This window comes from Polaromonas sp. P1_F4 (assembly GCF_056405675.1).
In genome coordinates, this window is the sequence record NZ_JBFUBP010000001.1 from 643,794 (window position 1) to 662,978 (window position 19,185).

Here is a 19,185-nt window from a genome sequence, read left to right on the forward strand (position 1 = left end):
GTGACAGGCAGGGCGCGCGAAATTTTTCGCCGCCTCGGTTTTTGAATGCAGTAGCTGCAGTGGCATCAACATGGAGTCTTGTTTTGTTAAGTCTGGTGCGGGCGGTGCCGCAGGGAATTTTTTATCTTAGCAACAATAGCGTCGTTTTTCGACTGTGCCGTTGGTGGCAGGCTACCGAGTAACCCTATGGCATTAGCAGACGTTTCAGGTTGTTTTGGGCGTTAATGGAAGCGGGTGGAAGAGCGCCGGAGTAACGCAGGAAGCGTGCCAGCGGTTTGGGGGCATGACATAGGCTCTGCAGCACGTGCGCATAAAAAAAGGCCGGTAGAAACCGGCCTTTTGATATCGGTAAGAACCGATTACTTGACGTGCTTGCCGATCAGGCCAGCCATCTCGAACATCGACACTTGCGCCTTGCCGAAAACGGCACGCAGTTTTTCGTCGGCGTTGATCATGCGCTTGTTGACCTTGTCCTGCAGGCCCTTGGATTTGATGTAAACCCACAGCTTGCTGACGATCTCGGTACGTGGCAGAGGCTTGTCGCCCACCACAGCTGCCAGTGCCGGGCTCAAGGTCAGTGCCTTCATGAACGCTGCATTGGGAGTGCGCTTTTTGGCAGGCGCTTTTTTCGCTGCTGGCTTTTTGGCCGCAACTTTCTTGGCGGGAGCTGCTTTCTTCGCGGCTACCTTCTTTGCAGGAGCTGCTTTCTTCGCAGGAGCCTTCTTCGCAGGAGCTGCTTTCTTCGCAGCTACTTTCTTTGCCGGAGCAGCCTTTTTAGCAGGCGCTTTTTTTGCCGGTGCTTTTTTTGCAGTTGCCATGATTGATTTTCCTTCTAGAAGTTGATAAATCACCACACGGATAACTACTCTTCCTTGTGGCAATGCGGATGCTACTGGAGAAAAACGCAGTTTCCTAGTGCAAACGCACTTTATTTGCGCCTGGATGTTGCAGATTTACCTCTGAAAATCAGGAAAACGCCCATGAGAATCACGCCGCAAGCGGCCCATTCGCCCCCAGTGACGTGCTCTCCGGCGAAGAATGCACCCAGAAAAATCGCGATCAAGGGGTTCACAAAGGCATAGCTCGTGGCTACTGCAGGCGAGGCATTGGCCAGCAAATAGAGGTAGGCGCTGAAGGCGATGAGCGAGCCAAACACCACGAGATAGAGCCACGCAAGCACGGCTTCAGGCTGCGCGGGCCAGTTGGCAGCGGCTTCGCGGTGCTCACCCAATGCAAGAGAAATCGCCATCAACACCGCGCCGCCACACAACATTTCGCTGGCAAAACCCGCGGGGCCATTCGCCAGCGGCAGCCGGGTGGTGGACAGCACCGAGCCGAGTGACCACAGCAAGGTCGCCCCCGCAATGCACGCCATGCCGACCGGAGCAGCGCTAAAGCTGGCGCCTTGCACCAGCATCAGCACACCTGCCAGCCCCACCACCATGCCCAGGAACTCCAGCCTGCTGGGCCGCTGGCCCAGCAGGAGGCCCCAGGCCGACACCATCATGGGAACCACCGCGATGAAGGTGGCGATCAGTCCGGAGCCGATGTGAACTTCAGCCGATGCTGTCAGCCCCATCCCGCCGCCCAGCATCAGGGTGCCGATGACGGCGGCGTTGGCCCACTCGCGCCAGCTGGGCAGCTTGTGCCCGCGTACCAGCACCCAAGCCATCATCAGAAGGCCGGCCGCCAGGAAACGCGTGCCCATCTGGAAGAAAGGCGGAAAACTGATCAGGGCAAAGCGGATTGCCAGGTAAGTGGAGCCCCACACCAGGTAACAGGCGAGCAGGGCAGGGATCAAAAGCGCCGGCGCTTTGCCGGTGGCGGAGGATGAAATGAGTGCGGAGGTCATGCCTGCATGGTAGGTTGCCAAACGCCTTCAGACTATGCAAAACTAACGGCAAAACTGCAGCTGGCCTTTAAATTTAAAGCTTGAAAAGCGACATGACCGAAACCACCGAATGGGACCATTACGACAGCCGCATCCTCGGCGAACTGCAGCGCGATGCGCGGATCACCATGGCCGAGCTGGGCCGCCGTGTTCACCTGAGCCAGCCGGCAGTCACGGAGCGTGTGCGCAAGCTCGAACTGGGCGGCGTGATCAAAGGTTACCGGGCCGAGGTTGACCTAGGGCGGCTGGGTTACGGCATACGCGCTATCGCGCGGGTAGGGCGGGTCGAGTACGCCCGGGTGGTCAAGCTGATCGAGCAGACGCCCGAAGTGATCAATGCCTACAACGTCACCGGCGAGGACAGCTGGGTGCTGGAAATCGCAGTGATCGACGTGGCACACCTGGATGCGGTGGTGACCAAATTCTGCATCCTCACCGAGACCTCGACCTCCATCGTGCTGAACGCCCCCCGCGAGAATGCGGTGGTCTTGCCCGCCCGGCGCGAAGACATCAAACCCGTCATCAAGAAAGTCACCGGAAAATGAGCCAGGACAATCTCGCCTCCTTCGCCTCCTTCGCCACCTGCGATCTCTGCGACCTCCACAAAGGCGACACCTCGGGCCGCTTCAGGGTGCTTCCGCCGGTTTTCAGAAGCTATGGCGGCCACCAGAAGTTCAGCGGGCCTGTGGTCACCGTTCAGTGTTTTGAGGACAACTCGCCGGTCAAGGCGGCGGTGGAGTCGCCCGGCGAGGCGCGCGTGCTGGTGGTGGACGGGGGCGCCTCGCTGCGCCGCGCGCTACTGGGCGGCAATCTGGGCGCCGCCGCCGCCAAAAACGGCTGGGCAGGGGTGCTGATTGACGGTTGCGTGCGCGATGTGGCGGAGCTGGCGCAATGCCAGACCGGCATCCGCGCCCTGGCAAGCATGCCGCTGCCCACGGAAAGGCGCCAGGCGGGCCTGCGTGATATCGCTGTGCAGATACAGGGCGTCTGGGTGCGGCCGGGCGACTGGCTCTACGCCGACGAGGATGGGGTGGTGGTGATGCCGGCGCCTGCGCAAGCGTAGACGCAGGGCGCTTGCAATCCAGGTGCTCTACCGCTGGGCGCAGAGGTTTGCAGCGGGGGCGCTGGATGAACTATTGGAAAAATCGGCCTCAACCCCAATAAGCAAGGGCGTAAGCAGCTATAAATTTAATAGCACTCACGCGCTGTCTTCGAGCAGCAGAGGCGGGCCGCTCATGCCCTGCTTCTCATTGCTGCCAAAAATACTCAGAATCCCGCAAGAGCGATCGAGTTCTTCAGCGCTTGCCCACCGCCGTAGCTATCCTGCTCGGGTGGCACGCCGCCCAGCGACACGCGGATCGCGCAGTATTTGAACTCCGGGATCTTCGCAAACGGGTCCAGCGCGGCGTTGGTCAGCTTGTTGATGGCTGCCTCGTAGTAACAGAAAGGTACAAAAACCGCGCCGCGTGGCGAGCTTTCGTCGGCGCGGGCATACAGCTCCACCTTGCCGCGGCGTGACTCGATGGTCACGACATCGCCCGGTTTGCCGCCCAAGGCCGCAAGATCCAGGGGGTGCACCAACGCAACCGGATCCGGCTCGATCGCATCGAGCACCGTCGCGCGCCGTGTCATGCTGCCGGTGTGCCAATGCTCCAGCTGGCGCCCGGTGATCAGCACCATCGGATATTCGGTGTCCGGGCGCTCGTCGGCCGGGATGATGTCGGCCGGCACGAACTTCGCGCGGCCGCCTTCGCGGGGGAAGTCGTCCACGAACACCACCGACTGGCCGGGATCGCCTTCCTTCATGCAGGGGTAGGTGACCGAATGCTCGCGGTCAAGCCGCTCCCAGGTGATGCCGCCGATGCTGGGCATGGTGTGGCGCATCTCGTCGAAGACTTCGCTGACATGGTTGTAGTGCCAGCCGCAACCCATGCGGTTGGCGATCTGCGTAATGATCCAGAGGTCCTGGCGTGCATCGCCGGGCGGGTTGATCGCCTTGCGGCCCATCTGCACGAGGCGGTCGGTGTTGGTAAAGCTGCCGTCTTTTTCCGGGAAGGCGCTGGCCGGCAAAATCACGTCCGCCAGATAGGCCGTTTCGGTCAGAAAGATGTCCTGCACCACGAGGTGATCGAGTGCCGCCAGAGCTTCGCGCGCGTGGTTGGCGTCCGGGTCGGACATGGCCGGGTTCTCGCCTTGCACATACATCCCCTTGATGCCGCCTTTTTTGATGGCGTGCATCACTTCGACCACCGTCAGGCCGACCTGGTCGTCCAGGGTGCCGGGGGCCAGCTTCCAGGCCTTCTCGAAACTGGCTCGGACCTCGGGCTTGGACACATGCTGGTAGTCTGGCAGCATCATGGGGATCAGGCCCGCGTCGGACGCGCCCTGCACGTTGTTCTGGCCGCGCAGGGGATGCAGGCCGGTACCGGGACGGCCGATCTGGCCGGTCATCAGCGAAAGGGCGATCAGGCAACGCGCGTTGTCGGTGCCGTGCACGTGCTGCGACACACCCATGCCCCACAAGATCATCGAGCCTTTGGAAGTGGCGAACAGGCGGGCCACATAACGCAGCGTGTCGGCGTCGATGCCGCAGATCGGCGCCATCAGCTCGGGTGTGTAGCCCTCAACGTTCTTGCGCAGTTCTTCGTAGCCGATGGTGCGGCTGTCGATGAACGCCTGGTCCACCAGGCCCTCGGTCACGATGACATTCATCATCGCGTTGAGCATGGGCACATCGGTATCGGGCTTGAACTGCAGGTGGCGGTGCGCCACGCGGGTCAGGTCCGAGCGGCGCGGATCCATCACGATCAGCTTGGTGCCGTTTTTCACGGCGTTCTTGATCCAGGTGGCGGCCACCGGGTGGTTCACCGTCGGGTTGGCGCCGATGATCACAACGACGTCGGCCTTGGTGACATCCATGACGGGGTTGGAGACGGCGCCAGAACCAATGCCTTCCAGCAGGGCGACGACCGAGGACGCATGGCACAGGCGCGTGCAGTGGTCCACATTGTTGCTGCCGAAACCGGTGCGCACCAGCTTCTGGAACAGGTAGGCTTCCTCGTTGCTGCCCTTGGCAGAGCCAAAGCCGGCCAGCGATTTCTTGCCATGCTGGTCGCGGATGGCTGCCAGCTTGCCGCCAGCGAACTCCAGCGCTTCTTCCCAGCTCGCTTCGCGGAAGACGTCCATCACGCGGTCCGGGTCCATCGTGAAGTCGCCGGTTTTCGGCATGCCTTCGCGGCGGATCAGCGGCTTGGTCAGGCGGTGCGGGTGGTGGGCATAGTCAAAACCGTAGCGGCCCTTGACGCACAGGCGCTCGTGGTTGGCAGGGCCGTCGCGGCCTTCCACAAAAAGAATCTTGTCGTCCTTGACGTTGTAGGTCAGCTGGCAGCCCACGCCGCAGTAGGGGCAGACCGACTCGACCTGTTTGTCGGGTACCGTCAGGGCAGCTTCGCGCGCCGGCATCAGGGCCCCGGTAGGGCAGGCCTGCACGCATTCGCCGCAGGCCACGCAGGTGGACATGCCCATCGGGTCGTCCATGTCAAAGACGATCTTGGCCTGGTCGCCGCGGAAGGCCAGCCCGATCACGTCGTTCACCTGTTCGTCACGGCAGGCGCGCAGGCAGCGTGTGCACTGGATGCAGGCGTCTAGGTTCACAGCGATGGCGGGGTGCGACACATCCTGGCGCACCTGCTGGCGCGCCTCAAAGCGGGGCTTGCCCACGCCGATCTTGGCAGCCCATTGGTCTACCTCGTTGTTACGGGTGTATTCCTTTTCGGGCATGTCTGACAGCAGCAGCTCGAGCACCAGCTTTTGCGAGGCCACGGCGCGTTCGCTGTCGGTGACGACCTTCATGCCGGCTGCAGGTGCCCGGCAGCATGAGGGAGCGAGTACGCGCTCACCGTTGATTTCAACCATGCACGATCGGCAGTTGCCGACAGCTTCCATGCCTTCCTTGAAACACAGGTGCGGGATCTCCACGCCTTCGCGCTTGGCGACCTGGAGTAGTGATTCGGTGGCGCGGCCCTGGACTTCGCGGCCGTTGAGGCTGAAGCTCACAAGCGGTGCGTCGAGTTCGGCGAGTTCCTGGCGGGTAATTGCATTCATCGTGGTGCCTCTTGTCTTGTTGACGCGGTGCTCAAGCCAGCTCGTGTGGGAAGTACTTGATGACGCAGTCCATGGGATTGGGAGCCGCTTGGCCGAGGCCGCAGATCGATGCATCACGCATGACCAGGGACAGGTCTGCCAGCAGGGCGAGGTCCCACTTGGGCTGCTCCATAAGATGCGCCGCTTTCGCCGTGCCGACGCGGCAGGGCGTGCACTGGCCGCAGGACTCGTGGTGGAAGAATCGCATCATGTTGCGCGCCGCGTCGGTGGCCGTGTCCTTGTCGGACAGGATCATCACGGCGGCCGAGCCGATGAAACAGCCGTAAGGCTGCAGCGTGTCGAAGTCCAGCGGGATGGTGTTCATCGTGGCGGGCAGGATGCCGCCTGAAGCACCGCCGGGCAGGTAAGCATAAAACTTCTGGCCGTCCAGCATGCCGCCGCAGTATTCGTCGATCAGCTCCTGGATGGTGATGCCGGCCGGTGCCAGCTTGACGCCAGGTTCCTTTACCCGTCCGGACACAGAGAACGAGCGCAAGCCTTTGCGGCCATTGCGGCCGTGCGAAGCGAACCACTCGCCGCCTTTTTCCAGGATGTCGCGCACCCAGTACAGCGTCTCGAAGTTGTGCTCAAGCGTCGGCCGGCCAAACAGGCCTACCTGCGCTACATAGGGCGGACGCAACCGGGGCATGCCGCGTTTACCTTCGATGGACTCGATCATGGCCGACTCTTCACCGCAGATATAAGCGCCTGCGCCGCGGCGCAGTTCGATTTCCGGCATGCCGGCCATCAGTGGGTCTAGCCGCAACCTGGCCAGTTCGGCCTCCAGCATGTTGCGGCAGCCGTGGTACTCGTCACGCAAGTAAACGTAGATCTTCTCGATGCCGACGGCCCAGGCGGCAATCAGCATGCCTTCGAGGAAGCGGTGCGGGTCTCGCTCCAGGTAGACGCGGTCCTTGAAAGTGCCAGGCTCGCCTTCGTCGATGTTCACCGCCATCAGGCGCGGGCCTTTTTCAGCACGCACGATGCGCCACTTGCGGCCTGAAGGAAAGCCGGCGCCACCCAGTCCACGAAGGCCGGAGTCTTCCATGGTCTTGAGAACCGACTCGACATCGCGTTCGCCTGAGATGCAGTGCTTGAGCAAGGCGTAACCACCGGCTGCCTGGTAAGTGGGCAGGTCGATAAAGCCGTCAGGAACGTGCTGCACAGCTGCTGCTGCGACGGTCGCCATTACGGTTTCGCAGCTGGCATTGGGTACCGGGTTTTGTCCCACCACAACTGCTGGTGCCTGCTCGCAGCGGCCTATGCAAGGCGCGGCAATGACCCGGACTTCGCGGCCGAGCAGGGCAGGGAGCTTGGCCAGCAGGTCCTTGGCGCCTGCCATCTCGCAAGAAAGGCCATCGCAGACCCGCACCGTGAGTGCGGCTGGAGCGGCTTCGCCCTCCTTGACCACGTCGAAGTGGTGATAGAAGGTTGCCACCTCATAGACCTCGGTCTGCGCCAGCCTCATCTCCTGAGCCAGTGCGGCCAGATGGGCGGCCGACAGATGACCGAACTTATCCTGAATCTTGTGCAGATGTTCGATCAGCAGGTCCGGCTGACGCGACTCGGTGCCCAGCAGGCTCTGCACTTCGGCCAGCGAGTGCGGGTCGACGCGGCGCCCCTTGGGTGCTTGACGCTTTCGCTGCTTGGAGGCGTCGATGACGGCGATGGGAATGATGGGGTGGTTCATGAAGCGTGTGGGCTCGCTGTATGGCTGGCGTGGGTGGCGTTGGGGGTGCCCGACCTAGATGACGCGTTCGGCTCGTAATTCGGCGATGTAGTCGGCGCCGTAGCCTAATTGCGTCAATACCTCGTCGGTGTGTTCGCCTAGCAGGGGTGAGCGCGTGACTTCTGTGGCGCTGTCCGACATTTTGATCGGATTGCCCACGGTCAGGTACTTGCCGCGGGTGGGGTGATCGACTTCAACAATGGTGCCCGTTTCGCGGAGCCCGGGTTCTTCCGAGATCTCCTTCATCGACAGGATGGGGCCGCAGGGAATGTCGTACTTGTTCAGAATCTCCATGGCCTCGAACTTGGTCTTGGTCATGGTCCATTTCTCGATGCGCGCGAAGATGGGCTTCAAATGCAGTAGCCGGGCCGCCGGCGTCGCGAAAGCTTCGTCGTCAATCCAGCCTTCTTCGCCGATCACCTTGCACACGGCTGGCCACACGGCGCCCTGGGTGATGAAGTAGATATACGCGTTGGGGTCGGTCTCCCAGCCCTTGCATTTCAGGATGGAGCCCGGCTGGCCGCCGCCGGACGCATTGCCTGCGCGCGGCACGGCTTCGCCGAACTTGCCGTCGGGGTACTGCGGGTACTCATGCATGGTGCCTGTGCGCTCCAGGCGCTGCTGGTCGCGCAGTTTGACCCGGCACAGGTTCAGCACGGCATCCTGCATGGGCGCCAGCACTTTCTGGCCACGCCCCGTGGTGTTGCGTTGATAGAGGGCTGCGACGATGCCCAGGGCAAGGTGCAGGCCGGTTCCGCTGTCACCAATTTGTGCGCCGGTGACCATGGGTGGGCCATCGTCGAAGCCGGAAGTAGAGGCTGAACCGCCGGCACACTGTGCAACGTTTTCATAAACCTTGCAATCTTCGTAGCGGCCGGGGCCGAAACCTTTCACCGAGGCGACGATCATCCGGGGATTGAGCTTCTGGATGTGTTCCCAGGTGATGCCCATGCGGTCGAGCGCGCCAGGCGCAAAGTTCTCCACCAGCACGTCGCATTCCTTGATCAAAGTGTCCAGAACCTCTTTGCCTTTCGGCTTTTTGGTGTCCAGCGTGATCGAGCGCTTGTTATGGTTGAGCATGGTGAAGTACAGACTGTCCACACCGGGAATGTCGCGCAACTGCCCGCGCGTCGCGTCGCCTTCGCCTGCGCGCTCGACCTTGATGACGTCAGCGCCGAACCAAGCCAGCAATTGGGTGCACGTCGGCCCTGATTGGACGTGGGTGAAGTCAAGGATGCGAACGCCGTCTAACGCTTTGCTCATGAAAGTTCCTGCCGGGAAGTTGAAAAATTGGGTGTTTACGCATGGTTTGAGCCATGGCCGAGACATCGTGTGCCCGGTTCACCCCTATGTTAATCACTGCTCCAGTGGTGTGCCTGTACGGTTTGGGTTAGGGTGTATTAACCTGAGGGGCAAGCTGCATCTCAAGCTCCGTCAGGCGCTTTTTCAGGTTGCGTTCTTCGGCAAAGCGGGCGGTTTCATCGCGGATCACCGCGACGATCGCTGATACCTTGTTATCCGGGGTATGTAACAGCGCGACGGTAAAGGCAATGGACAATCCATGCCCGTCCTTGTGCACTGCGGGCACACGAAGGACATCGTTGCCATACCGCGTTTGCCCGGTCGCCATGGTCTTGTGATAGCCGTCCCAGTGGCGCTGCTGCTGGCGCTGCGGGATGATGATGTCCAGCGATTTACCCAGCGCCTCTTCTTCCGTGAAGCCAAACATCCGCCGGGCCGCAGGATTCCATAAGACAATTGCACCGTCGGCATCGGAAGCTACGATGGCATCGCCAACAGCTTCCACGAGCTGTTTCAGGTCGGTTGTTGTTTGCATATGTCCACTCCTGTTGCTGGAAAACAAGCTGACTGAGGCCTTAAAAAAAACGGCGCTCAATCTGAACGCCGTCTTTCTGGGCCATCAAGACCGCTACTTCAAGATTGCGCTCACACTGCTTTTGCAGTGTGCATGGCCGCGATTTGGTCTTTGCTGTAGCCGAGTTCGGCCAGAACCTCATCGGTGTGTTCGCCCAGCAGGGGTGATGCCGTTACTTCGGGCTTGGTGTCAGAGAACTTGATCGGGCTGCCCACGGTGAAGTAGCTACCGCGCACCTTGTGCGGTACTTCAACGATGGAGCCACTGGCGCGCAAGGATTTGTCATGCAACAACTCCTTCATCGACAACACGGGCGCGCAAGGAATATCAAATTTTCGGAAGACGTCCACGGCTTCGAACTTGGTCTTGTCGGCAATGAATGCTTCAATCGTCGCGAAGATGTCCATGATGTGCGGCTGACGTGCTTTGGCCGTGGTGTAGGCCGGGTCGGTTTTCCACTCGGGTTTGCCCAATGCGTCGCAGATCGGCTCCCAGGCGTGACCCTGGACCGTGAAATAGATGTAGGCGTTGGGGTCAGTTTCCCAACCCTTGCATTTCAAAATCCAGCCGGGTTGTCCGCCACCGCCGGCATTGGCGCCGCGCGGTACCACGCCGTCTTTGAAAGCTTCCATTTCATGCGGGTATTGCGGGTACTCTTCCAGGTAGCCAAGGTTGTCCAGGCGTAACTGGTCGCGCATTTTGACGCGGCACAGGTTGAGCACACTGTCCTGCATGGACACGGCGACTTTTTGGCCCTTGCCAGTCTTCTGGCGGCCGATATAAGCCGTCAAAATACCGATGGCCAGGTGCATGCCGGTATTGCTGTCGCCCAAAGCGGCAGACGAAATGGTGGGGCCTGAGTTCTCGCCTTTCCAGTAGCCGGTGGTGGACGCTGCGCCGCCTGCGCACTGGGCCACGTTTTCGTAAACCTTCAGGTCTTCGTAGTGGTGGCCGTCAGAGAAACCCTTGACGGATGCCAGAATCATTTTTGGGTTGAGTGACTGGATGTGTTCCCAGGTGAATCCCATACGGTCCAGTGCGCCGGGACCAAAATTCTCGACCATCACGTCGGATTCCTTGATGAGCCTCTCCAACACTTCCTTGCCTTCGGGCTTTTTGGTGTCCAGCGTCAGTCCGCGCTTGTTGCTGTTGAGCATGGTGAAATACAGCGCATCAGCGCCTTCGATGTCACGCAACTGGCTTCGGGTAACGTCGCCAGAGCCAGGACGCTCGACCTTGATTACGTCAGCGCCGAACCAGGCCAGCATCTGAGTGCAGGCCGGACCGGCCTGAACGTGGGTGAAGTCGATGATTTTGATGCCTGCGAGTGGTTTGTTGCTCATTTTGATTTCTCCTTGGGATGGCTTTGGATTACTTCTTTGCTGCAGCACTCTGCGGATTCAGGCTGGTGATTCGACCACTTTCGGTTCCTGCGGTTTCGTCGATGATGGCGTTGATCAGGGTCGGCTTGCCAGATTTAACGGCTTCGTCCAGCGCCTTCGCCAATTCGGCCGGCGTGTTGGCCAAAACGCCCACCCCGCCGAAAGCCTGCATCATCATCTCGTAGCGTGCGTTCTTGACGAAAACGGTGGGCGCCACATCGCCGCCGCGAGGGTTCACGTCGGTGCCCTTGTAAATGCCGTTGTTGTTGAAGACGATAACGCAGACGGGGAGGTTGTAGCGGCAAATCGTCTCGACTTCCATTCCGCTGAAACCGAAGGCGCTATCGCCTTCGATCGCGATTACGGGTTTACCCGTAGTGACGGCAGCGGCAACGGCAAAGCCCATGCCGATGCCCATGATGCCCCAGGTGCCGACGTCAAGGCGTTTGCGCGGTTCGTACATGTCGATAATGCTGCGCGCGAAATCCAGCGTATTCGCGCCTTCGTTGACAACGATGGCATCGGGGCGCTCTTTAACCGCATTGCGGATGACATTCAGCGCGCTGTGGAAGTTCATCGTCGGCGGGTTCAGCGCCAGGGTTGCCGCCATCTTGGACAGATTCTTGTCCTTGCGTTCGTTGATCCCTTGAGTCCATTCGACCGGTGGTTTTGCCCACTTTGAGCCTAAACCTTCCAGCAATGCCGAGACGCACGAGCCGATGTCGCCGACCAGCGGTGCGGCGATCGGTACGTTGCTGTCCATCTCGGTCGGCGAGATGTCGATCTGGATGAACTGCCGGGTGTCGGCGTTCGGGCCGCCCCAGGTCTTGCCTTTGCCATGTGACAGCAGCCAGTTCAGGCGCGCGCCGACCAGCATCACAACATCGGCTTCCGCCAGTACGTGGGAGCGGGTGGCAGAGGCCGACTGTGTGTGCGTGTCAGGCAACAGGCCCTTGGCCATGGACATCGGCAGGTAGGGGATGCCGGTTTTTTCGATCAGGGCACGGATATCGGCATCGCACTGCGCATAGGCTGCGCCTTTGCCCAACACGATCAGTGGCCGTTTGGCACCTTTGAGCAGGTCGAGCGCGCGTTTGACCGAATCGGGCGCCGGGATCTGGCGGGGAGCGGGGTCCACAACCTTGATGAGCGACTTTTTGCCGGCTGCTGCATCCATGGTCTGCCCGAACAGTTTGGCCGGCAGGTCGAGGTAGACGCCGCCAGGGCGGCCGGACAGCGCCGACCGGATGGCGCGCGCGATGCCGACGCCAATGTCTTCGGCGTGGAGGACGCGAAATGCTGCTTTGCACAATGGCTTGGCAATTGCCAGCTGGTCCATTTCTTCGTAGTCACCCTGCTGAAGGTCCACAATCTCGCGCTCGCTCGAGCCGCTGATCAGGATCATCGGGAAGCAGTTGGTCGTTGCGTTCGCCAGTGCTGTGAGACCGTTGAGGAAACCGGGCGCCGACACCGTCAGGCAAATGCCGGGCTTTTGCGTCAGGAAGCCCGCGGCAGCTGCGGCATTACCGGCATGCTGCTCGTGGCGGAACGAAATCATGCGGATGCCCTCAGCCTGCGCCTTACGCGTCAGGTCGGTGATGGGAATACCGGGCAAGCCGAAGATCGTGTCAATGCCATTGAGCTTGAGCGCGTCGATCAGCAGGTGAAATCCATCTGTCTGCTCTCCGGATTGGGTGTCTTTTGTCATTTGAAATGTCTCTTCGTTTGACTTGGGTAAAAATTGAGCAGGCCTGGCTGTCCATCGGCATGCACGAGGGTCATTTGCATCGTCGGGTTATCATAGGAATTGATTCAGGTTTCACCCTTGACCGAGGTCAACTTTCTCTGTATTTGGACCGCACAAACGTGTCAGTTCCGCACCCTCCCAACCCATGTTGTCCATACAAAACCATCCAGATAGAAATGTCATTCGTGTTCAGCTGGCACAGAACATAGTTCTGAAGGGAATTACGACGGAGCAGAGTGCTGAACTGGAACCGCATCTAGTGATTGTTGATGGTCAGAAGGGTGACTCGCTCCTGCATCAGGGGGTGCATGAAATGGAGCAATATTTCATCCTTGAAGGCATCCTGAAGCGGGTGGTAACCAATGAGCAGGCCAAGGAGATGATTCTTCGTTTTGCCGACGAACGAGACATGGAAACCAGCTATGCCGCATGGCGCCTCGGTACGCCCACGCCTTACAGCACCGTTTGCGTGACCAAGGTCCGGGTGGCAAAGCTGCCGCTGCAGGAGTGGGTGGCATTTCTGGAGCGTCATCACGAAATCAAGCAGTCTTTCGAGTATTACGTAATGCGCTTGATGAGCGAAATCATGGCCCATACCATTACGCTGCATCTGCTGGATGCACCGGGCCGCGTCAAGCGGTTTCAGCGCAAGCATCCCGAACTGTTTGACCGCATTCCCAAGAAAGAATTGGCGTCCTACCTGAACCTGTCAGCAGAAACCCTGAGTCGACTCAAGCAGCGCGGCAAGATCTGACAGAAAACCGAAGCGGGAATAAAAAAAGCCGGGTGATATACCCGGCTTTTTTGTTATGAGCTCGAATGTTTAGTCCACAGGCTGTTCCGCTGCAAATTCACTCTTTTTGGGCGGGCGAATTTTGGCCAGAAGGCGGGAGATCAGTGGCCACAGCAGCAAAACCAGGGCAAGTGTCGTGATGCCGCCTACCAGCGGGTTAGACCACATGATGGACATTTCGCCTTGCGACACGAGCATCGCTTGGCGGAACGAGTCTTCGGCCTTGTCTCCAAGGACCAGCGCCAGCACCAGCGGTGCGAGTGGATAGTCCAGTTTCTTGAAGAGGTAGCCGACCACGCCGAACAGCATCATGAACCAGATGTCCAACATGGCGTTGTGGACGGTGTAGGCGCCGATGGCGCAGATGACCACAATGATGGGGGCAATGATTGAGAACGGGATGCGCAGGATGGAGGCAAACAGCGGGACCGTGGTCAGCACAACGATCAGTCCTACAAGGTTGCCCAGGTACATGCTGGCAATCAGTCCCCAGACGAAGTCTTTTTGCTCAACGAACAGCAGTGGCCCGGGCTGCAGGCCCCAGATGAGCAAGCCGCCCAGCAGCACAGCTGCGGTGGGTGAACCCGGAATTCCCAGTGCCAGCATGGGCAGCAGGGCGCTGGTGCCGGCGGCATGGGCTGCGGTTTCGGGAGCAATGACACCTTCGATTTCGCCGGTGCCGAACTTCGAGCCGTTTTTCGACATTTTCTTGGCAAGGCCGTAACTCATGAATGAGGCCGGGGTTGCGCCGCCAGGGGTGATACCCATCCAGATGCCGATCAGCGAACTGCGAACCGACGTCATCCAGTACTTCGGCAGTTTTTTCCATGTCTCGAGCACGACCTTGGGGTCGATCTTGGCGCTTTTGCCGGAGAACGCCAGTCCTTCTTCCATGGACAGAAGAATCTCGCCGATGCCGAACAGGCCGATCACCGCGATCAGGAAATCGAAACCGCGCATAAGGTCCGGGATCCCGAAGGTCAGGCGCAGCTGGCCGGTTACGGTGTCCATGCCGACGGATGCCAATGCAAAGCCGAGCGTCATGGACGCGAGGATCTTGAACGGAGAGCCTTTGCCCATGCCCACGAAACTACAGAAGGTCAGAAGGTAGACCGCAAAGAACTCAGGTGGACCGAACTTGAGTGCGAACTTGGCCACCAGGGGTGCCAGAAAGGTGATCATCACGACGGCAACAAAGGCACCGACGAAAGATGAAGTGAACGCGGCTGTCAGTGCGGCGCCCGCCTTGCCTTGTTGAGCCATCGGGTAGCCGTCAAAGGTGGTTGCTACCGACCAGGGCTCTCCCGGTATGTTGAACAGGATGGAGGTGATCGCACCACCAAAAAGCGCACCCCAATAGATGCAGGACAGCATGATGATGGCCGAAGTGGGCGACATCGTGAACGTGAGCGGTAGCAAAATGGCCACCCCGTTGGCGCCGCCCAGGCCGGGCAGCACGCCGATCAGCACGCCCAGAATGATGCCCACGAACATCAGGACGATGTTCATCGGCGTCAGGATGACGCTGAATCCGTGAAAAAGCGAGTTTAGTTCTTCCATTTCGATATCCGGTAAAAGTTCAGTGGGCTCGATGCGGGTATAGAGGACTCAGTAGCCGAGGAAGCTCAGCAAGTCGAACTGGCCTTTGAACAAGGGAACCTTGAACCAGACCTCGAACATGAAGAAAAACAGCGCAATCACAACGAAGGAGGTGATCACGCTCTTGATCGGGGAGAATTTCCCCAGGATGATCATGAACAGCGCGATGTATACAGCGGACGCCACGTAGAGGCCAAAAAACTGGACCGCCAGCACATAAACAATGGCGGGGAGCAAAACGGCAAGTACCCGCTTGAGTTGCTCGCCGTCGACAAATACCTCGGTATTCCTGTTCTTGCCGAACACGGCTTGGTAGAAGGTGCCGATGCCTGAAATACACAGGATGATGCCGATGTAAAACGGGAAGTAGCCTGAACCGGGGCCATCGGTGGTCCAGCCGGACCCCAGTGCCCAACTGCCCTGGATGACCACGCCACCCAGGATGACAATACAGGTGGCTACGATCGCTTCAACAACATAGGTCGCGACGCCCGAGCGGACTTCCGCGCCGGATTCTTGGTTTGGCTCCATGAGCAACTCCGTTGGATTGAGTGCCCTGCACCAGGGCGAACTTGATTGATTGTGGGGCTGGCGCTTGGCCAGCCCGCAGGGGAAAACCCGGCGAACGGGTTTTCTTTATCGTTACTTCGCGATGAAGCCGGCTTCCTTCATCAACTCGCGATGGCGCTGCTCTGCGCTGCCCAGCCATTTTCCGAACTCGTCGCCGGACATCGATGTCTGGTTGAACGCACCTTTTTCCATGTAGTCTTTCCACTCAGGGGTGTCGCGTACTTTCTTGAGCAGGTTGACATAGAACTCGAGCTGGTCTTTCGATACGCCAGGCGCCATGAATATGCCGCGCAGCATGGTGTAGTCGGTGGGCACACCGGATTCCTTGCACGTCGGGATGTCGGCCCATGACAGGGTGTCGGTGACTTTGGTCTTGTAGGTCATTCGTTTGTCGTCGAAGACGCACAGAGCCCGAAGCTGATTGGCGCGCCACTGGGCAACAGCCTCGATCGGGTTGTTGACGGAAGAGTCGATGTGTTTGCCAACGAGCTGCACAGCGACTTCACCGCCGCCCTTGAAGGGGACATAGATGAATTTGGTGCCTGTAGCTTGCTCAATACCGACGGTGATGATCTGGTCTTCCTGCTTGGAGCCGGTGCCGCCCATCTTAATTTTGCTGGGGCCTGCGGTTTTCACGGCTGCCAGGTAGTCCTTGGCGGTCTTGGCGGGGTTTTCTGCATTGACCCACAGCACGAACTGGTCGAGCGCCATCATGGATACGGGCGTCATGTCGCGCCAGTTGAAGGGAACACCGGTCGCCAGCGGCGTGGTGAAGAGGTTGGACAGCGTGATGATGATCTTGTGTGGATCACCTTTGGCGCCCTTGACTTCAAGAAAACCTTCTGCGCCTGCGCCGCCGGATTTGTTGACGACGATCAGTGGCTCTTTCATCAGCTTGTGCTTGATGACGATACCTTGCATCAGTCGGGCCATCTGATCGGCCCCGCCACCGGTACCCGCAGGGACCACGAACTCCACTGGCTTGGTTGGCTCCCAGGCTGCATGGGCCGGGAAGGCCATAAGCGCCGCTGCTGCGATGGCGCATGTCCCTGCTGCAGTCAATTTATTCCTGATGCTCGCAAATCTGGTTTTCATCACGTTGTCTCCTGTATTGGGTAACTCTGTTTGGGCTTGGAACTTCTTTACTGATTCCCTGGCCGGAGCATATTGCACGCGTATGGTCTTACCAAGTGGACGAAAAACTCTTGACAGGGGTCAAGTTTGTGGGATTTTCGATGCCCTCTAGGGTTTCTCCCGAGCTGTTTTGCTCCATGGCGGGCGCTTGATAGCGTATCTCCCTAGGAGGAAAGTGTCACATCGCCGATACCATGAATTTCAAAAGGGCTGGCGCTTCGTTCCGTGGCGATGACTGGAACACAAAAATGTTTTGAAAGGTAATAGCCATGAAAAACTCATTGTTGCTGATGGCTTTGTTTTTTTTTGGTTTGACCGCGCAGGCGCAGCAGTGCGAGGGCGGTCTTTACCTTAATCCGCAAGTGATCCGTGGCGAGGGAGCCTCGCAAACCGAAAGTGCCCTGAAAGAACTCGTTGACTTTATCCGCCCCACGGGGCTGTCGGTCACGCCGGTGCTCAACATCCGGGAGACGCAGGATGTTTTGACAGCTGTCAAGAAACCGGCTCCACCATGCTGGGTCTATGGCAACCCCGTGGTCGGTCTTGCCTCAGGCTATAAGCCGGTGGCTGTCAACATGGACCCGATCCAGTCGGCTGTACTGATTCTGGCTGACATCGGAACGGTCAAGGACGGCAAACCGGTCGAGTTGAAGACGCTCCCTCCCGCAGATCAAGCCAAAGTGCTCGCCAAGCTCAAGACGACCAGTTGCTTTGGCATGAAAAGCGGTGTGACCACATCGCTCGTAAAAGCCGAGAATTTTTGCGGCACGGTGGTCGAAATATTGCCTCAACAAGGGCTGGGGCAAAGCTACTTGCCGACCAAAGCGGCATTTCATTGGCAAGCGGATCGGTGGGCCGGCCTGATTACCCGGCTACAGAGCGCACAGGCTGCCACCATGAAAAGCCACCACGGTACCGATGAGCGCATCCATATGGCGCAACTGGTCATTGTGCCGACCGCCAACGCGAGTTGGGGCTACGGGCTGTACGTTCACCCTAGTGCTCCAGCAGATGTGACTAAAAAAGCGGCTACTCTGTTCGACTCCCTCAAGAACGCAAACCCGCTTCTGTTAAAGGCGTTGGACCTTGGGGCCAAGTTCGATTTCGACACTCCTTCGGACGCGGCGGTTGAGGCTATGAAGAAATCGTTGGCCTTTGGACCTTGAGTCGGATCGTTTTCTGGGGCTTGCCGCAGGTCGCGGCAACAAGAAAACCGTTGTGCGCCGCAGCAATTGGATGAGGCCTGATTGGCTGGCACAGTCCTGTCGATGTCAGGCCCCAAGCCCGGCCGTTTACCGGGCAATCAGGCCGCGAGCTGAAGACGCACCTGTCCGCGCTCTTCGTCCATGGTTTTTGCGAGCAATTTGACGAGAGCGTACACCGTGTCGATGTGCGGTGTTGGTGTTTGCGTAAGGCGTCCCAGTTCGACTACCGAACCCACCAGGGCGTCGATTTCCGGAGCTCGACCGGCTTCGATGTCCTGCAGCATGGATGTTTTGTGCTTGCCCACTTTCTCCGCGCCGGCGATGCGCTTGTCCAGTGTGACGCGGAACTCGATGCCCAGTTTGTGAGCCACTTCCTGGGCCTCGCGCATCATGCTGGCGGCCAGTTCGCGTGTCAGCGGATACTGGCAGATGTCCACCAGTGTGGAATGGGCCAGACTGCTGATGGGGTTGAAAGTGAGATTGCCCCAAAGCTTGAGCCAGATCTCCGATCGGATGTTGTCCAGAACGGGCGCCTTGAACCCCGCGTTGCCAAAACATTCTGAAATTCGCGTGACACGTTCGCTGATTGAGCCGTCAAGCTCGCCGACCGGAAAGCGGTCGCCTTCGATATGTTTCACGACACCTGGCGCCACAAGTTCAGAGGCCGGGTAGACGACACAGCCGATGACGCGCTGCGGAGGGATCATTTTTGACAGCGTACCGCTGGGATCCACGCTATGGATCTGGCCTCCTTCAAACGGGCCACCATGGTTATGGAAGTACCAGTAGGGGATGCCGTTTTGCATGGTGACAACTGTAGTGTCACGCCCAAACAGCTTGGGAAGATCGTTGGCTACAGCCTCTACCTGATGTGCCTTCATGGCCAGGATCACCAGATCCTGCGGGCCGGCTTCTGTGTAGTTGTTGGTCGCCTTGACATTTTCCGCAACGTGTTCGGTGCCATTGTGCATGATGAGCTTCATGCCCTTTTTACGAATAGCATCCAGGTTGGCGCCCCGTACGATGAAGGTCACGTCCTCACCGGCCAAAGCCAATTTCACACCCACATAACCGCCGATGGCCCCGGCCCCAATGATCGCAATCTTCACACCCGTA

General features: G+C 59.2%; 16 protein-coding genes. 4 read left to right on the forward strand and 12 right to left on the reverse strand.

The features are described from left to right. Window positions 1–359 precede the first annotated feature (359 nt). On the reverse strand, window positions 360–818 hold the full coding sequence (locus tag AC1DYQ_RS03085) for an SWIB/MDM2 domain-containing protein (protein WP_122956824.1): 459 nt from the start codon (window positions 816–818) through the stop codon (window positions 360–362). Between the two features lie 110 nt (window positions 819–928). Further along, window positions 929–1,852 (reverse strand): drug/metabolite exporter YedA, encoded by a 924-nt coding sequence (gene yedA / locus AC1DYQ_RS03090; protein ID WP_477685522.1) that lies wholly within the window; start codon window positions 1,850–1,852, stop codon window positions 929–931. A gap of 92 nt (window positions 1,853–1,944) precedes the next feature. On the opposite strand from yedA, the gene AC1DYQ_RS03095 reads away from it, so the two are divergent. Both AC1DYQ_RS03095 and rraA read left to right on the forward strand, forming a co-directional pair. Continuing rightward, the gene (locus tag AC1DYQ_RS03095) at window positions 1,945–2,436 is read left to right on the forward strand and encodes an Lrp/AsnC family transcriptional regulator (protein WP_092128104.1); all 492 of its coding nucleotides are present in this window, start codon (window positions 1,945–1,947) and stop codon (window positions 2,434–2,436) included. Continuing rightward, window positions 2,433–2,954, forward strand: a complete 522-nt coding sequence (rraA, locus tag AC1DYQ_RS03100; RefSeq protein WP_477685523.1) for a ribonuclease E activity regulator RraA — start codon at window positions 2,433–2,435, stop codon at window positions 2,952–2,954. The genes AC1DYQ_RS03095 and rraA overlap by 4 nt, the downstream gene beginning before the upstream one ends. A gap of 203 nt (window positions 2,955–3,157) precedes the next feature. Here rraA and fdhF read toward each other — a convergent pair whose 3' ends face one another. The 6 genes from fdhF to oxc all read right to left on the reverse strand — a co-directional run bounded on the left by fdhF (window position 3,158) and on the right by oxc (window position 12,729). Next, window positions 3,158–5,995 (reverse strand): formate dehydrogenase subunit alpha, encoded by a 2,838-nt coding sequence (fdhF, locus tag AC1DYQ_RS03105; protein WP_477685524.1) that lies wholly within the window; start codon window positions 5,993–5,995, stop codon window positions 3,158–3,160. Between the two features lie 31 nt (window positions 5,996–6,026). Beyond that, window positions 6,027–7,724, reverse strand: coding sequence for an NAD(P)H-dependent oxidoreductase subunit E (locus AC1DYQ_RS03110; RefSeq protein ID WP_477685525.1), 1,698 nt, complete (start codon window positions 7,722–7,724; stop codon window positions 6,027–6,029). Between the two features lie 54 nt (window positions 7,725–7,778). Beyond that, window positions 7,779–9,026 carry a formyl-CoA transferase gene (gene frc / locus AC1DYQ_RS03115; RefSeq protein ID WP_477685526.1) on the reverse strand — a complete coding sequence of 416 codons (1,248 nt, stop codon included), beginning with the start codon at window positions 9,024–9,026 and terminating at the stop codon, window positions 7,779–7,781. Between the two features lie 127 nt (window positions 9,027–9,153). Beyond that, the gene (locus tag AC1DYQ_RS03120; protein ID WP_477685527.1) at window positions 9,154–9,600 is read right to left on the reverse strand and encodes a PAS domain-containing protein; all 447 of its coding nucleotides are present in this window, start codon (window positions 9,598–9,600) and stop codon (window positions 9,154–9,156) included. A gap of 110 nt (window positions 9,601–9,710) precedes the next feature. After that, window positions 9,711–10,982, reverse strand: coding sequence for a formyl-CoA transferase (frc, locus tag AC1DYQ_RS03125; protein ID WP_457280479.1), 1,272 nt, complete (start codon window positions 10,980–10,982; stop codon window positions 9,711–9,713). A 28-nt stretch (window positions 10,983–11,010) separates the two neighbouring features. Then, window positions 11,011–12,729 carry an oxalyl-CoA decarboxylase gene (oxc, locus tag AC1DYQ_RS03130; RefSeq protein WP_477685528.1) on the reverse strand — a complete coding sequence of 573 codons (1,719 nt, stop codon included), beginning with the start codon at window positions 12,727–12,729 and terminating at the stop codon, window positions 11,011–11,013. Window positions 12,730–12,913: 184 nt separating this feature from the next. Between oxc and AC1DYQ_RS03135 the strand changes: the two genes are divergently transcribed. Next, a complete protein-coding gene (locus tag AC1DYQ_RS03135) occupies window positions 12,914–13,522 on the forward strand; it encodes a Crp/Fnr family transcriptional regulator (RefSeq protein WP_477646571.1) in 609 nt (202 codons plus the stop codon). A gap of 69 nt (window positions 13,523–13,591) precedes the next feature. Here AC1DYQ_RS03135 and AC1DYQ_RS03140 read toward each other — a convergent pair whose 3' ends face one another. The 3 genes from AC1DYQ_RS03140 to AC1DYQ_RS03150 form a co-directional block, all read right to left on the reverse strand. Beyond that, window positions 13,592–15,121 carry a tripartite tricarboxylate transporter permease gene (locus AC1DYQ_RS03140; protein ID WP_477685529.1) on the reverse strand — a complete coding sequence of 510 codons (1,530 nt, stop codon included), beginning with the start codon at window positions 15,119–15,121 and terminating at the stop codon, window positions 13,592–13,594. Window positions 15,122–15,169: 48 nt separating this feature from the next. Beyond that, window positions 15,170–15,691, reverse strand: coding sequence for a tripartite tricarboxylate transporter TctB family protein (locus tag AC1DYQ_RS03145; RefSeq protein WP_477685530.1), 522 nt, complete (start codon window positions 15,689–15,691; stop codon window positions 15,170–15,172). 111 nt (window positions 15,692–15,802) lie between these two features. Beyond that, window positions 15,803–16,825, reverse strand: a complete 1,023-nt coding sequence (locus AC1DYQ_RS03150; RefSeq protein ID WP_477685531.1) for a Bug family tripartite tricarboxylate transporter substrate binding protein — start codon at window positions 16,823–16,825, stop codon at window positions 15,803–15,805. Window positions 16,826–17,133: 308 nt separating this feature from the next. Between AC1DYQ_RS03150 and AC1DYQ_RS03155 the strand changes: the two genes are divergently transcribed. Beyond that, window positions 17,134–18,030 carry a hypothetical protein gene (locus tag AC1DYQ_RS03155; RefSeq protein ID WP_477685532.1) on the forward strand — a complete coding sequence of 299 codons (897 nt, stop codon included), beginning with the start codon at window positions 17,134–17,136 and terminating at the stop codon, window positions 18,028–18,030. Window positions 18,031–18,167: 137 nt separating this feature from the next. On the opposite strand, the gene AC1DYQ_RS03160 is transcribed toward AC1DYQ_RS03155, so the two are convergent. Further along, on the reverse strand, window positions 18,168–19,178 hold the full coding sequence (locus tag AC1DYQ_RS03160; protein WP_477685533.1) for a 2-dehydropantoate 2-reductase: 1,011 nt from the start codon (window positions 19,176–19,178) through the stop codon (window positions 18,168–18,170). Between the last annotated feature and the right edge of the window lie 7 nt (window positions 19,179–19,185).